Here is a 14,682-nt window from a genome sequence, read left to right on the forward strand (position 1 = left end):
ACAATCAATCTCGCGGGCGGGCACCCGCGCGGCCGCCCGGGCTCTCACGGTTTCTCACATCCGGCGCGAGTGACCGCGTTTGTACACACATACCGGCGTGTCGTCGTACCGACACGCACGCTCGCGGATCAAGGTGGCCCGTTACCAGTGGGTCACCATGACGGTGTTCACCAGCAGGGCCCCGACCGCGTTGGCCGCCAGCCACCATCGATGTGAGCGCGCCGGCAACAGTGCGGGCGCGGCGGTGAGCCAGACAGTGAACGGCAGCCAAATCCGTTCCACCTCAGCCTTGCTCAACATGCTCAAATCGGCGCAGACGATGACGGCCAGCATGGCCAGCAGCACCAAATGAATGCCGGAGCGGCGGCGGATGGCGGCAACGTCGAAGACGCGGCTGATGCCGGCGACGCTGCCCAGCCCGATCGCGCACACCACGCACGCGAGGTTGGCCCAGCTCCAGTACTGGAACGGCCGGTCATGCGCGATACCCTGCCAATAGCGTTGCTGCACAAGCGTATAGCCCTCGAACCAATAGAAGCCAGCGACGGCGAAGGCCACCGCCACCGCCAGCGAGGTCAGCGCCACCGGGCCGAGGGCGCGCAGCACTGCGCGCCAATCCGACGCCGAGACCAGCACCGCCAACGCCGGCAGCCCCAGCAGGATCAGGCCGTAGCTGAGGAACACGCTCCAGCCCAGCAGCAGCCCCGCGCAAGCCGCGATCAGCGCCGGGAATCGCGCGGGACGGTGCACCGCGACGGCCAGCAGCGCGAGGCCCCACGCCGCAACCCCGGCGAAATAGCCGTCGGCAGAGACCGCGACCCAGATCGCCGTCGGCGCGACCGCGACGAACGGCGCAGCGCGGCGCGCGGTCCGCTCGTCGGCGAGCGCGCGCACGGCGATCACGACGGCCGCGGCCGCGCTGGAGCCGGCCAGCAGGCACAGCAGGCCGGCCCACGCGCCGCCGTGCAGCCCGATCCGGTCCAGCCACACGAACGTCAACAGCGCACCCGGCGGGTGCCCCGAGACATGCGTGACCCACGAGTCGGGCTGGTAGTCGACGATCCGGCTCGCGAACGTGCGGAGCGCGCCCGGGATGTCGGTGATGGTCGGCACCTGCGACACGTACTCGTCGCGCGTCGTCAGCCGTCCGGCGAAGCCACGTTGCCAGCCGTCGATCATCGCCAGCGCGAACGCCCATCCGCAGGCGGTCGCCCAGGTGCCCAGCGTCAGCGCCCGCCACGAAACGCGTTGCGCGACAGTGGGTCCCCACACCACGGCGGCGACGGCGATGAGAATTGCCGGCGCGGTTCCCCAGCTGGCGTGGATCTCCCACGCCCCGAAGATCGGCGATGAGCCGGCGTGCGTGGCGAACCGCTCGGGGCCGACGTCGAGCCGCGGCCGGATGCCCCAGTGCAGCCGGGGCAGCACGAACGCCGCCGCAACCAGGGCGACCCCGACCGCGACGGCCATCAGCTCCCGTCGCGCGACCCTCACGAGCGACCAGCCTATTGCTCGAACCGGCGCACCAGCGCCGCCCGGTCGACCTTGCCGATGCCGCGGCGCGGCAGCGCGTCGACGACGTGCAGCTCGCGCGGCGCGGCGGTGGCGTCCAGGGTGCGGGTCACGTGCGTCCGCAACGCCGCCAGCGTCGGCGCCGCGATCCCGTCGCGCACCACGATCGCGGCGACCACCCGCCGCCCGAGCCGGTCGTCGGCGACACCGAAGACCGCGCACTCGGCGACCGCGGGATGGGTGCACAGCGCGGCCTCCACCGGTTGCGGCAGTACCGTCAACCCGCCCGTGCTGATCGCGTCGTCGGCGCGGCCCAGCACGGTCAGCGCGCTGCCCTCCAGCAGGCCCAGGTCCTCGGTGCGGAACCAGCCCCGCTCGGCGAACGGGTCGGGGTCGACCGGGTTGCGGTAGCCCTTGGCCAGGGTCGCGCCGCCGACGACGATGCGGCCGTCGGCCGCCACCCGCAGCGCCACCCCGTCCAGCGGGGTCCCGTTGTAGACGCAGCCGCCCGCGGTCTCGCTCATCCCGTAGGTGCGGACCACCGCGATGCCGGCCGCCGCAGCGGCATCGACGATAGGCCGGGGTGCGGGCCCGCCGCCCAGCAGCACGGCGTCCAGCTCGGCCAGCGCGGATGCGGCCGCCGGGTCGGTGAGCACCTTGGCCAGCTGGGTGGTGACCAGCGACGTGTATCGCCGTCCGGGCCCCAATCGCCTTATCGCGCGGGGCAATTCGCCGATGTCGAACCCACCGGAGACGTCCAGCTCGACGGGCACCGTGCCGGCCAGCACGCTGCGCACCAGCACCTGCAGACCGGCGATGTGATGCGGCGGCAAAGCCAGCAGCCATGTGCCGGGTCCGCCGAGGCGGTCGTGGGTAGCCGACGCGCTGGCGGTCAGGGCGGCCGCGGTCAGCAGCGCGCCCTTGGGCGCGCCGGTGGTTCCCGACGTCGCCGCCACCACGGCCACGTCGTCGTCGATCTCCTCACCCACCCGCAAGCCCACCCGCAAGCCCGCCGCCGAGGCGTCGTCGCCGCCGGCCGGCATCGCGACAAGCGCGGGTCCCCCGCGGTCGAGCACTCCCTCGAGCGCCGGCATCAGCACGGGGGCGGCCGAGCCCGCCGGCACGCCGATCGCACGCAGGACGGCTATGCGCGGTCTCCGCTGTCCAGCCCGTCGCGGGGCCCGTCCAGCGGCCATCCCTTGGCGGCCAACCGGGTCCGGACGCGCTCGACGTCGTCCGGTGCCGGCAGCTCGTCGGTGATCTGGGTGATCGCCACACCGATGTCGATGTCGTCGAAATCGCCGCGCTGCATGAGTTCGTGGGCCACGGCCACGGCTTCGTCGTTGCTCAGTCGCCGGGTCAGCAGGGCAAGCACGGCGAAGGTGTCGGTGGTCGGAATGCCCTCCGGATATCCCGCGCGCAGCCACGAAACCACTGAACTAAGAAACCGGTTCACGGTGCTATCTCTCCGCACGAGGGCATTCAACGACCCAATGCTACTTGGGCTTTGCCCCAAGGAAGGGCTGGCCGATTTGGTGCGCGACGAAGTCGCGGGAGATGTAGAGCAGGGCGAAGACGACCGCCGCGATCACCAGCGCGTAGATCGACCAGGCGAGCGCCAGCAGGACCGGATTGCGGTGCGGCGGGCTACCGTCGGTGCCGGGCTGCCCGCCGCCGATGGCGTGGAACCGAAGCCCCAGGGCGAACAGCCCCGGCAGCGCGGCGCCGGCGAGCATGCTGAAAGTCAGGATCTTCAGGGAGGCTTCGTAATTGAACCAGTCGCCGAAGTGGCTCATGAGAGCTTCCCCGCGCTCACCGTCGGGTCCTCCGAGCCGGACCGGGCCGGCGCCGGGATGTGGATGGCGGGCCCGGGAACCGATGGTGGGGTCGGCGGTTCCTCCGGGTCGTCGAGGCCGGCGGTAAGGCTGCCTTCCCAATCGGCGTTGACGTTCTTGTGGTCGACCTTGACCCGGCGCGAGCGGACGTAGATGGTGGCGGAGACCGCGACCAGCAGCCCGAAACCGATGATCGCGCCGGGGTATCCGCCGATGAAGTGCACGATCCAGTACGTGATCGCCCCGACCGACCCGGCCAGCGGCAGTGTCACCAGCCACGCGACCGCCATCCGGCCGGCCACCCCCCAGCGCACCTCGCCGCCCGGCTTGCCCAGCCCGCTGCCCAGCACCGACCCGGTGCAGACCTGCGTCGTGGACAGCGCGTAACCGAAGTGAGCGGACAGCAGAATGACTGCGGCAGAAGAAGATTCGGCGGCCATGCCCTGCGGCGACTTGATCTCGACCAGGCCCTTACCCAGGGTGCGGATGATCCGCCAGCCGCCCAGGTAGGTGCCCGACGCCATGGCCAGCGCGCACCCGATGATGACCCACAGCGGCGGCGCCGCGGCGCTCTTGCTGACCGATCCGTAGGACATCAACGCCAGGAAGATGATGCCCATCGTCTTCTGCGCGTCGTTGGTGCCGTGTGCCAGCGAAACCAGCGACGCCGAGCCCCACTGGCCGTAGCGGAACCCTGACTCGGTACGCCTGGCCGGCACGCCGCGGGTGATTCGGTAGACCAGCCAGGTCGCTATCGCCCCGACGGCGATTGCCAGGATCGCCGAGACGACCGCCGGGATGATCGCCTTGGACACCACGCCCTTCCAGATCACACCGTGCCCGCCCACGGCGGCGATCGTGGCGCCGACGATGCCGCCGATCAGCGCGTGTGAGGAACTCGACGGGATGCCGAGGAACCAGGTCAGCAGGTTCCAGACGATGCCGCCGACCAGGCCGGCGAACACCAGGTCCAGCGTCACGACGTGCCCGTCGATCAGGCCCTTGGCGATGGTGGCGGCGACGGCGGTGGACATGAATGCGCCCACGAGGTTGAGCACCGCCGAGAGCGCGACGGCCGCCTTGGGCGCCAGCGCGCCGCTGGCGATGGACGTCGCCATCGCGTTGCCGGTGTCGTGGAAGCCGTTGGTGAAATCGAAAGCGAGCGCCGTGATTACGACAATGATCAAGAGGAACAAATCGATGTTCACAGGGCCTGATTCTGGTAGTCGGGTGATTCCATTGTCGAACGAACAGACGGCCGAAACGCAGGTGTACCTTGACTTGTCGTTCGATGTTAGCTGTTAGTTCACCGGATGTTCCCTTGGTCGCCGCGGGTGTCGCGGCGTAGCGGATGATTGCCGGGAACCTCCACGAAGATCAGCGTGATCCCGTCCGGATCCGTGACGTGCATCTCGTGCAGCCCCCACGGTTCGCGGCGCGCCTCGCGGGCGATCGGGACCTTGCGGTCCCGCAACTCGGCCTGCGTCGCCTCGATGTCGCGGACCTGCAGCCACAGCGCACCCGGAAAGGGTCCGCGGGAGTGGTCCGGGGAGCCGTAGCCGGCGAGCTCCAGCAAAGATTGGCCCGCGAAAAACACGGTGCCCGCGCCGTACTCGCGGGCTATCGCCAGGCCGATCTCGTCGCGGTAGAAGCTCAACGACCGCTGATAGTCCGCCGGCCGCAGCAACATCCGGCTGGCCAGGATCTCCATACCTCGTGTCTAGCACGTCTCTAGCGCGCCGGCTGGATCCTCTGGCGCTGCATCAGCGTGTTGACCCAGCGGGGGCCGAACGTATCCAGCGCCTTCGCCGCTATCGCCATCCGCGGCGCGATCCGCACCGGCCGGGTGCGCGCCGCGGTGAGCATCCATTCGGCGGCCTCCTCCGGCGTCAGCGCGGGCATCCCCTCGTAGGCCTTCGTCGGCGCGATCATCGGTGTGGCCACCAAGGGGTAGTACAGCGTCGTCGAGTGCACGCCCTCGCGGCCCCACTCGGTTTCGATGACCCGGCTCACTGTCGACAGCGCCGCCTTCGACGCGTTGTACACCGAAAACAGCGGCGAGGCCTCCGACAGCACGCCCCACGTCGAGACGTTGATGATGTGACCGTCGCCACGCTCGAGCATCCCGGGCGCCAGCCCGCGGATCAGCCGCAGCGGCGCGTAGTAGTTGAGCACCATGGTCCGCTCGACGTCGTGCCAGCGTTCCAGCGAGTCGGCCAGCGGCCGGCGGATGGACCGGCCGGCGTTGTTGACCAGGATGTCCACGCCGCCGAGGCGCTTTTCGACGTCGGCGACCAGCGCGTCGACGGCGTCCAGGTCCGAGATGTCGCAGGGGATCGCGATGGCGGCGCCACCGGCCTTGGTGATCCGGTCGGCCAGCGCGTCGAGCAGGTCACCGCGGCGGGCGACGACGACGACCGTCGCGCCCTCGCGGGCCAGCCGTTCGGCCCCGGCCTCGCCGATGCCCGAGGACGCGCCGGTCAGCAGGATCCGCTTGCCGTCGAGGTTGACCGGCTTGATCGCGGGCCGGTTGACCAGGATCTGCGGCGCCATGGGCGGCCGCATGGTCGCCAGGACGATTTGGTCGGTGAACCTGCGCAGCGGACTCTTGCTCACAGGGGGCGAGTGTAGGCGCGTCGGTCGGGAGACCCGCGTCACGCCGGCGGGCCCTAGAAATACCGCGGGAACGGGCTCCAGTCCGGGTCGCGCTTCTCCAGGAACGCGTCGCGGCCCTCGACGGCCTCGTCGGTCATGTACGCCAGGCGGGTGGCCTCGCCGGCGAACAGCTGCTGGCCCACCAGACCGTCGTCGAGCAGGTTGAACGCGAACTTCAGCATCCGTTGCGCCTGGGGGGATTTGGCGTTGATGTCGCGCGCCCACCCGATCGCCTCGGATTCCAGGTCGGCGTGGTCGACGACCTCGTTGACCGCGCCCATGCGATGCATCTGCTCGGCGGTGTAGCCGCGGCCGAGGAAGAAGATCTCGCGGGCAAACTTCTGGCCCACCTGGCGGGCCAGGTACGCGCTGCCGTAGCCGCCGTCGAAGCTGCCGACGTCGGCGTCGGTCTGTTTGAAGCGCGCGTGCTCGCGGCTGGCCAGGGTCAGGTCGCAGACCACGTGCAGGCTGTGCCCGCCCCCGGCCGCCCACCCGTTGACCACGCAGATGACCACCTTGGGCATGAACCGGATCAGCCGCTGCACCTCGAGGATGTGCAACCTGCCGGCGCGCGCGACGTCGACGGTGTCGGCGGTGTCCCCGGCGGCGTACTGATACCCGGAGCGCCCGCGGATGCGCTGATCGCCGCCCGAGCAAAACGCCCAGCCGCCGTCCTTCGGCGACGGGCCGTTGCCGGTGAGCAGCACCACGCCCACGTCGGGCGACATCCGGGCGTGGTCGAGTGCGGTGTAGAGCTCGTCGACGGTGTGCGGCCGAAACGCGTTGCGCACCTCAGGCCGGTTGAACGCCACCCGCACGGTGGGGTCGGTGACGTGCCGGTGGTAGGTGATGTCGGTCAGGTCGCCGAACCCGTCGACGGGTCGCCAAGCCTGCGCATCAAATGGGTTGTCGCTCAACGTTATTCGTCTCCTATGCCGGGTCCAGCCGGAACACGGCGCAGCGTCCGGCCAGCGCCTCGAACTCCTCGGGGCGCCCGTCGGTGACCAGGCCCGCCCGCTTCATGAATCCGACGCCGGTGGGCACCTCGGTGGGGAAGGCCCGCAGGATCGGGCGCGCGTCGTCGGGCGACAACTCGGCCATCCGCACCCGCTCGACGCGCCGGCCGCGGGCGAGCGTCGCCTCCCCGGCGGCGCGCACGTTGGCCACCCAATCGGCGCCGGGGAATCCGGCGACGACGTAGCGCTTGCCGTCGAGGCTCATCGGGGTCACCGGCGTCGATCGTGCGGCGCCGGACCTGCGGCCGGGCGCCGTCAACACCACGGGGCTTTCGCCGCCGAAACTCATTCCCAGCCGCGACATCTGGATGAAGACCTTGTTCGCCGGCTTCAGCCACCACGGCGGCCGGACGGTTTTACCGCTTCCCATAGGCAGCGACGTTACCTGCGACGGAAACGTCAGCCGACGGCGCGGCCCGCGCCCTCCCAGAACCGCGCCCGCACGGCCTTCTTGTCCGGCTTGCCGAGACCCGTCAGCGGCAGCGCGTCGACGATTTCGATCCGCTTGGGCGACTGCACCGAGCCCTTGCGCTCCTTGACCGCGGCCTGGATCTCGGCGGTCATCGCCTCGATCGCGGCGTCGTCGCGGGGCGCGTCGGCGCGCAGCACCACCACGGCGGTGACGGCCTCGCCCCACTTGTCGTCCGGGGTCCCGACGACGCACACCTGCGCGACGGCCGCATGCTCGGCGATGACGTCCTCGACCTCGCGGGGGAACACGTTGAAGCCGCCCGTGACGATCATGTCCTTGACGCGGTCGACGATGAAGTAGAAGCCGTCCTCGTCCTCGCGGGCCATGTCACCGGTGTGCAGCCAGCCGTCTTTAAAGGTCTTCGAGGTCTCGTCAGGTAAATTCCAGTAGCCGCCGGCCAAAAGCGGTCCGCTGACGCAGATCTCGCCGGGCTCGCCCTGTGGCACCGGATTGCCGTCCTCACCCAGCAGCGCCACCCGCGCGAACAGCGTCGGGCGCCCGCACGAGGTCAGCCGCTTCTCGTCGTGGTCTCCCTTGGCCAGGTAGGTGATCGCCATCGGCGCCTCGGACTGTCCGTAGTACTGGGCGAAGATCGGGCCGAACCGCCGGATCGCCTCGGCCAGCCGCACCGGGTTCATTGCCGAGGCGCCGTAGTAGACGGTCTCCAGTGACGACAGGTCACGGGTGTGCGAATCCGGGTGGTCCATCAGCGCGTAGAGCATCGACGGCACTAGCATGGTCGCCGTAATCTTTTGCTCTTCAATGGTTTTCAACACCTCGGCGGGATCGAACTTGCTCAGCACCACCATCTCGCCGCCCTTGACCACCGTCGGCGTGAAGAACGCCGCCCCGGCGTGCGACAGCGGCGTACACATCAAAAACCGGGGGCTCTCCGGCCACTCCCATTCGGCGAGCTGGATCTGCGTCATCGCGGCGATGTTGCCGGTGGTGCCCATCACGCCCTTGGGCTTGCCGGTGGTGCCGCCGGTGTAGGCCATGCCCCCGATATGGTCCGGCGCCAGCTCTGCGACCACCAGCGGCTTGGGCTCGTACTTGGCCGCCTCGGCCGACAGGTCGACCGCCACACCGTTGAGCGCCTCGGGCACCGGGCCGATGGTGAGGATCTGCTTGAGCGAGTCGACCTTCTCCAGCAACCCCAACGCGCGCTCGACGAACGCTGGGTTGGGGTCGACGATCAGCGAGCTGGCGCCGCAGTCGGACAGCACGTATGCGTGGTCGTCCAGCGAGCCCAGCGGATGCAGCGCCGTGCGCCGATAGCCCTGGGTCTGGCTGGCGCCGAGGATCATCAGCACCTCGGGGCGGTTCAGCGACAGCAGCCCCACGGTGACGCCGGTGCCGGCGCCCAGTGCCTCGAACGCCTGGGTGTACTGGCTGACCCGCTCGGCGAGCTGACCACCGGTCAGCGTGGTGTCGCCGAGGAAGAGCACCGGCTTGTTCTTGTGGCGCTTGAGCGCACCTACCAGTAAGTGGCCGTTGTGGGTCGGATGGCGCAGCAACTCGTCACTCATGTGCCAAGACTAGAACGTGTTGCAATTCGGGTCCGTCGCGCCCTCCGGCCACTAGCATCCGTGCCTATGGCCGATGCCGATCTCGTCGTCAGCGGAACCGTGCTGACCGTCGACGACGCGCGGCCCACGGCCGAGGCGCTGGCCGTTGCCGACGGCCGGATCGTCGCCGTCGGCGCCCGCTCCGAAATCGCGGGTCTCGTCGGTCCCGACACGCAAACCGTCGACATCGGCGACGGTTGCGTGATGCCGGGATTCGTTGAGGCGCACGGGCATCCGCTGATGGAGGCGATGGCGCTGTCGGACCGGATCGTCGATATCAGGCCGGTGACCGTGCGCGACGCCGATCACGTCGTAGCGGCCGTCGCCCGCGAGGCGAAAACCCGAGGGGGCGCCGGGGCCTACCTCAACGGCTGGGACCCGTTGCTGCAGAACGGGCTTCCGCAGCCCACGCTGGCCTGGCTCGACGGGATCGCGCCCGACGGGCCGCTGGTGATCATCCACAACTCCGGGCACAAGGCCTATTTCAACTCCCACGCCGCCCGGCAGGCCGGCCTGACCCGCGACACTCCAGACCCCAAGGGCGCCAAGTACGGCCGCGACGCCCACGGTGAACTCGACGGCACGGCCGAGGAAACCGGCGCGGTGTTTCCGCTGCTGGCCGGGGCCATCCACCCCGGCGATTCCCCGGCACTGCTGCTCGCCGAGTGCGCCCGGCTCAACCGCGCCGGGCTGACCACCTGCTCGGAGATGGCCTTCGACCCGGCGTTTCGGCCGCTGGTCGAGCAGGTGCGGGGCGAGCTCACGGTCCGGCTGCGCACCTATGAGATCTCCAATCCACAGATGCGCACCGACGCCGCCCCCGGCGAGGGCGACGACATGCTGCGCCAGGTCGGCATCAAGATCTGGGTGGACGGCTCGCCGTGGGTGGGCAACATCGCCCTGTCCTTCCCGTATCTGGACACGCCGGCCACCCGGACCATCGGGGTTATCCCCGGTTCCTGCGGGCACGCCAACTACACCAAAGAGCAGCTCGACGAGATCGTCGGCGCCTACTTCCCGCTGGGCTGGCCGATGGCCTGCCACGTGCACGGCGACGCCGGCGTCGACACCATCCTCGACGTGTACGAGGAAGCCTTGCGCCGGCACCCGCGCGATGACCACCGGCTCAGGCTCGAGCACGTCGGCGCCATCCGGCCCGACCAACTCCAACGCGCCGCCGACCTCGGCGTCACCTGCAGCATCTTCGTCGACCAGATCCACTACTGGGGCGACATCCTCGTCGACGGCCTGTTCGGGCCGGAACGCGGATCCCGTTGGATGCCAGCGGGTTCCGCGGTGGCCACCGGCATGCGCATCTCGCTGCACAACGACCCGCCGGTGACGCCCGAGGAGCCGCTGCGCAACATCAGCGTGGCCGTGACCCGCACCGCGCCCAGTGGCCGGGTGCTGGGACCCGAGGAGCGGCTGACCGTCGAACAGGCCATCCGCGCGCAGACGATCGACGCCGCCTGGCAGCTGTTCGCCGACGACGTGATCGGCTCGCTCGAGGTCGGCAAGTACGCGGATTTGGTGGTGCTGTCGGCCGATCCGCGCACGGTGCCGCCCGAGCGGATCGCGGATCTGGAGATCCGCGCGACGTATCTCGCCGGCCGCCAGGTGTACGGCGCGTGACGCCGTCGCTCGAGGACCTGTTGGAGCGCCTGCACGTGGTGGCGCTGCCGATGCGGGTGCGGTTCCGCGGCATCACCACCCGCGAGCTTGCGCTGATCGACGGCCCGGCCGGGTGGGGCGAATTCGGGGCCTTCGTGGAATACGGCCCGGACGAGGCCGCGCACTGGCTGGCATCGGCGATCGAGGGCGCATACCGCCCGCCACCGCCGGTGCGGCGCGACCGCATCCCGATCAACGCCACCGTCCCGGCCGTGCCCGCCGCCCAGGTGGCCGAGGTGCTGGCCCGGTTTCCCGGCGCGGCCACAGCAAAGGTGAAGGTGGCCGAGCCCGGTCAGACGCTGGCCGACGACGTCGAGCGGGTCAACGCGGTGCGCCAACTGGTCCCGACGGTGCGCATCGACGCCAACGGTGGCTGGAGCGTCGAGCAGGCGGCGCGGGCCGCGGCCGCGCTGACCGCCGACGGCCCGCTGGAGTACCTGGAGCAGCCCTGCGCGACCGTCGCCGAACTCGCCGCGCTGCGCGCGCGGCCGGACATGCCACGCGTGCCGATCGCCGCCGACGAAAGCATCCGCAAGGCCGACGACCCGCTGGCCGTCGTGCGGGCCCGCGCCGCCGACATCGCGGTGCTGAAAGTCGCTCCGCTGGGCGGTGTTTCGGCGCTGCTTGCGATCGCCGCCCAGATCGACATCCCGGTCGTGGTGTCCAGCGCGCTGGATTCGGCGGTCGGCATCGGCCACGGGCTGACGGCCGCGGCAGCCCTGCCGCAGCTGCGCCACGCGTGCGGGCTGGGCACCGGGCGCCTGTTCCTCGAGGACGTCGCCGACGTCTCGGACGTCACAGCGCCCGTCGACGGCCACCTGCCGGTGGGCCCGGTGACACCCGACCCGGCGCGGCTGGGGGCGCTGGCCGCACCGGTGAGGCGGCGGCAGTGGTGGATCGACCGGGTCAAGGCCTGCTATCCGCTACTTGTACCGTCGTGCGGGTGATCAACCTGGCTTACGACGACCGCGGGTCGGGGGAACCCGTCGTTTTCATCGCCGGCCGCGGGGGCGCCGGGCGGACCTGGCACCCGCATCAGGTACCGGCGTTTTTGGCGGCCGGATACCGGGCCATCACCTTCGACAACCGCGGGATCGGCGCCACCGAAAACGCCGAGGGTTTCACCACGCAGACCATGGTCGCCGACACCGCCGCGCTGATCGAGTCGCTGGGGGCCGCCCCCGCGCGCGTCGTCGGGGCGTCCATGGGCGCGTACATCGCGCAGGAACTGATGGTGGCCCGCCCCGAACTGGTCTCCTCCGCCGTGCTGATGGCCACCCGCGGCCGGCTGGACCGCGCGCGGAAGTTCTTCTACGACGCCGAGGTCGAGCTGTACGCCTCCGGGATCCAGCTGCCACCCACCGTCGACGCGAGAAACCGTCTGCTGGAAAGCTTTTCGCGCAAGACGATCAACGACGACGCGGCCGTCGCCGACTGGATCGCGATGTTTTGCACGTGGCCGGTCAAGCAAACCCCGGGGCTGCGCTGCCAGCTCGACGTGTCCCCGCAGACCAACCGGTTGTCCGCCTACCGCAGCATCGCCACGCCGGTGCTGGTGATGGGGTTCGCCGACGACGTGGTGACGCCGCCCTACCTGGGCCGCGAGGTCGCCGACGCCATCCCCAACGGCCGCTACCTGCAGATCCCCGATGCCGGCCACCTCGGCTTCCTGGAGCGCCCGCAGGCCGTCAACTCCGCGGCGCTGCAGTTCCTCGCCGGCGTCCGCGCCTAAAACTCCACGGTCGGCGCCCGTTTTGCGGGTTGTGACACGCTGTACTGATGAACCCCTCGACGACCCAGGCCCGCGTCGTCGTTGACGAGTTGATCCGCGGCGGCGTCCGCGACGTGGTGCTGTGCCCCGGGTCGCGCAACGCGCCGCTGGCGTTCGCGCTGGCCGACGCCGACCGGTCCGGCCGGATCCGGCTGCACGTGCGCATCGACGAACGCACCGCCGGATACCTGGCGATCGGCCTGGCGATCGCCGCCGGCGCGCCGGTGTGCGTGGCGATGACGTCGGGCACCGCGGTCGCCAACCTCGGTCCGGCGGTGGTGGAGGCCAACTACGCGCGGGTGCCGCTGATCGTGCTCAGCGCCAACCGGCCCTACGAGCTGCTGGGCACCGGGGCCAACCAGACCATGGAACAACTGGGCTATTTCGGCACCCAGGTGCGCGCCACCATCAGCCTGGGCCTGGCCGAGGACGCGCCCGAGCGGATGCCGGAGTTCAACGCCACCTGGCGATCGGCCACCTGCCGGGTGTTGGCCGCCGCCACCGGATCTCGCACCGCCAACGCCGGACCTGTGCAGTTCGACATCCCGCTGCGCGAACCGTTGGTGCCCGACCCCGAGCCGCACGCCGCCGCGACCCCGCCCGGGCGGCCCGAGGGCAAGCCGTGGACGTACACGCCGCCGGTCACGTTCGACCAGCCGCTGGAAATCGACCTGACGCCCGACACAGTCGTCATCGCCGGACACGGCGCCGGCGCCCACCCCAACCTGGAGGGCCTGCCCACGGTCGCCGAGCCGACGGCCCCACCGGTGGCAAACCCGCTGCATCCCCTCGCGCTGCGGCTGCTCCGTCCGAAGCAGGTGATCATGCTCGGCCGCCCGACGCTGCACCGGCCGGTCTCGGCGCTGCTGGCCGACCCGCAGGTCCCGGTGTACGCGCTGACCACCGGGCCCCGCTGGCCGGACGTCTCGGGCAACTCGCAGGCCACCGGCACCCGGGCGGTCACCACCGGCGCCCCCAGCCCGGCGTGGCTGCAGCGCTGCGCGGAGATGAACCGCCACGCCGACGACGCGGTGCGCACCCAACTCGCCGCACACCCGCTGACCACGGGGCTGCACGTCGCCGCGGCCGTCGCCGACGCGCTGCGCCCGGGCGACCAGCTGGTGCTCGGCGCGTCCAACCCGGTCCGCGACGCGGCGCTGGTCGGGCTTGGGTCCGCGAGGCATCGCGGACAGATCACAGTCCGGTCCAACCGCGGCGTGGCCGGCATCGACGGCACCGTGTCGACGGCGATCGGGGCGGCGCTGGCATTCGAGGAACTGCACCGGGGGCGCACCGTCGCGCTGATCGGCGACCTCACCTTCGTGCACGACAGCTCCGGGCTGCTGATCGGTCCCACCGAGCCGACGCCCCAGCGGCTGACCATCGTGGTGTCCAACGACAACGGCGGTGGCATCTTCGAGCTGCTCGAGCAGGGCGACCCCCGGTTCTCCGACGTCTCGTCGCGGATCTTCGGCACCCCGCACGACGTCGACGTCGGGGCGCTGTGCCGCGCCTATCACGTGGAGAGCCGGCAGATCGAGGTCGGCGAGCTCAGCGCGGCCCTCGACGAGCCGGCGCCGGGCCTGCGGGTGCTGGAGGTCAAGGCGGACCGGTCCTCGCTGCGCCAGCTGCACGCCGCCATCAAGGCGGCTCTTTGATCTCGCCAAAAGTGTTGTTGCACATACTCATTCATGGCCGCACCGATAAGCCGCCGACGACCCGCAGCCGGATCGTGTTGCGGTGGTTGCGGATTGCGGTGTTGGTCGTGACCGCTTTGGTCACGCTGCAGTCGGTACTGCTGGTGGCCGGCGCATGGCGCGACGACCTGGCCATCAAGCACAACATGGGGGTGGCGCAGGCGGAGGTGCTCAGCGCCGGGCCGCGGCGCTCCACCATCGAGTTCGTCACACCCGAGCGCGTCACCTACCGACCCGAGCTCGGCGTGTTGTATCCGTCCCAGTTGGCGACGGGCATGCGGATCTACGTCGAATACAACAAGAACAACCCGAACCTGGTTCGGGTGCAGCACCGCAACGCCGGGCTGGCGATCATTCCGGCGGGATCCATCGCGGTGGCGGCGTGGCTGATCGCGGCGGCGGCCCTGGCCGGCCTGGCGCTGCTGGACCGGTGGCTGGACCGCCACGACCAGCAGATTTCGCCCGCCGTACGCCCTTAGGCAACC

Annotated in this window: 15 protein-coding genes; 5 read left to right on the plus strand and 10 right to left on the minus strand. The window is 70.6% G+C overall.

What is annotated here, in order from left to right; translation table 11 throughout:
* Nucleotides 1-141 precede the first annotated feature (141 nt).
* The 10 genes from AC5Y43_RS18050 to fadD8 all read right to left on the minus strand — a co-directional run bounded on the left by AC5Y43_RS18050 (nucleotide 142) and on the right by fadD8 (nucleotide 9,019).
* Nucleotides 142-1,494: a hypothetical protein gene (locus tag AC5Y43_RS18050; protein ID WP_499974676.1), complete on the minus strand. Its 1,353-nt coding sequence runs from the start codon at nucleotides 1,492-1,494 to the stop codon at nucleotides 142-144.
* Nucleotides 1,495-1,505: 11 nt separating this feature from the next.
* Nucleotides 1,506-2,606, minus strand: a complete 1,101-nt coding sequence (gene menE / locus AC5Y43_RS18055; protein ID WP_499974984.1) for an o-succinylbenzoate--CoA ligase — start codon at nucleotides 2,604-2,606, stop codon at nucleotides 1,506-1,508.
* A 50-nt stretch (nucleotides 2,607-2,656) separates the two neighbouring features.
* The gene (locus AC5Y43_RS18060) at nucleotides 2,657-2,968 is read right to left on the minus strand and encodes a DUF3349 domain-containing protein (protein ID WP_499974677.1); all 312 of its coding nucleotides are present in this window, start codon (nucleotides 2,966-2,968) and stop codon (nucleotides 2,657-2,659) included.
* Between the two features lie 40 nt (nucleotides 2,969-3,008).
* On the minus strand, nucleotides 3,009-3,308 hold the full coding sequence (locus AC5Y43_RS18065) for a hypothetical protein (protein WP_499974679.1): 300 nt from the start codon (nucleotides 3,306-3,308) through the stop codon (nucleotides 3,009-3,011).
* Entirely contained in the window at nucleotides 3,305-4,555 is a 1,251-nt protein-coding gene (locus tag AC5Y43_RS18070) for an inorganic phosphate transporter (protein WP_499974681.1), read from the minus strand. The genes AC5Y43_RS18065 and AC5Y43_RS18070 overlap by 4 nt, the downstream gene beginning before the upstream one ends.
* 98 nt (nucleotides 4,556-4,653) lie before the next feature.
* Complete coding sequence (locus AC5Y43_RS18075; RefSeq protein ID WP_499974682.1) at nucleotides 4,654-5,058, minus strand: VOC family protein; 405 nt, start codon at nucleotides 5,056-5,058, stop codon at nucleotides 4,654-4,656.
* 20 nt (nucleotides 5,059-5,078) lie between these two features.
* Complete coding sequence (locus AC5Y43_RS18080) at nucleotides 5,079-5,963, minus strand: SDR family oxidoreductase (protein ID WP_499974684.1); 885 nt, start codon at nucleotides 5,961-5,963, stop codon at nucleotides 5,079-5,081.
* Nucleotides 5,964-6,016: 53 nt separating this feature from the next.
* Nucleotides 6,017-6,919: a 1,4-dihydroxy-2-naphthoyl-CoA synthase gene (locus tag AC5Y43_RS18085; RefSeq protein ID WP_499974686.1), complete on the minus strand. Its 903-nt coding sequence runs from the start codon at nucleotides 6,917-6,919 to the stop codon at nucleotides 6,017-6,019.
* A gap of 13 nt (nucleotides 6,920-6,932) precedes the next feature.
* Entirely contained in the window at nucleotides 6,933-7,388 is a 456-nt protein-coding gene (locus tag AC5Y43_RS18090; RefSeq protein ID WP_499974688.1) for a nitroreductase family deazaflavin-dependent oxidoreductase, read from the minus strand.
* Between the two features lie 29 nt (nucleotides 7,389-7,417).
* Nucleotides 7,418-9,019, minus strand: coding sequence for a fatty-acid--CoA ligase FadD8 (fadD8, locus tag AC5Y43_RS18095; RefSeq protein ID WP_499974690.1), 1,602 nt, complete (start codon nucleotides 9,017-9,019; stop codon nucleotides 7,418-7,420).
* 66 nt (nucleotides 9,020-9,085) lie between these two features.
* On the opposite strand from fadD8, the gene AC5Y43_RS18100 reads away from it, so the two are divergent.
* Genes AC5Y43_RS18100 through AC5Y43_RS18120 form a run of 5 tightly spaced genes read left to right on the plus strand, consistent with a single transcriptional unit; the run spans nucleotide 9,086 to nucleotide 14,676 of the window.
* On the plus strand, nucleotides 9,086-10,690 hold the full coding sequence (locus tag AC5Y43_RS18100) for an amidohydrolase (RefSeq protein WP_499974692.1): 1,605 nt from the start codon (nucleotides 9,086-9,088) through the stop codon (nucleotides 10,688-10,690).
* A gap of 50 nt (nucleotides 10,691-10,740) precedes the next feature.
* Nucleotides 10,741-11,676, plus strand: coding sequence for an o-succinylbenzoate synthase (locus AC5Y43_RS18105; RefSeq protein ID WP_499974986.1), 936 nt, complete (start codon nucleotides 10,741-10,743; stop codon nucleotides 11,674-11,676).
* A complete protein-coding gene (locus tag AC5Y43_RS18110; RefSeq protein WP_499974693.1) occupies nucleotides 11,673-12,461 on the plus strand; it encodes an alpha/beta fold hydrolase in 789 nt (262 codons plus the stop codon). Before AC5Y43_RS18105 ends, AC5Y43_RS18110 begins: the two co-directional genes overlap by 4 nt.
* A 47-nt stretch (nucleotides 12,462-12,508) precedes the next feature.
* Nucleotides 12,509-14,158: a 2-succinyl-5-enolpyruvyl-6-hydroxy-3-cyclohexene-1-carboxylic-acid synthase gene (gene menD, locus AC5Y43_RS18115; RefSeq protein WP_499974694.1), complete on the plus strand. Its 1,650-nt coding sequence runs from the start codon at nucleotides 12,509-12,511 to the stop codon at nucleotides 14,156-14,158.
* Nucleotides 14,155-14,676 carry a DUF3592 domain-containing protein gene (locus AC5Y43_RS18120; RefSeq protein WP_499974695.1) on the plus strand — a complete coding sequence of 174 codons (522 nt, stop codon included), beginning with the start codon at nucleotides 14,155-14,157 and terminating at the stop codon, nucleotides 14,674-14,676. The genes menD and AC5Y43_RS18120 overlap by 4 nt, the downstream gene beginning before the upstream one ends.
* Nucleotides 14,677-14,682: the final 6 nt, after the last annotated feature.

It is taken from the genome of Mycobacterium sp. NGS57, from assembly GCF_059812405.1.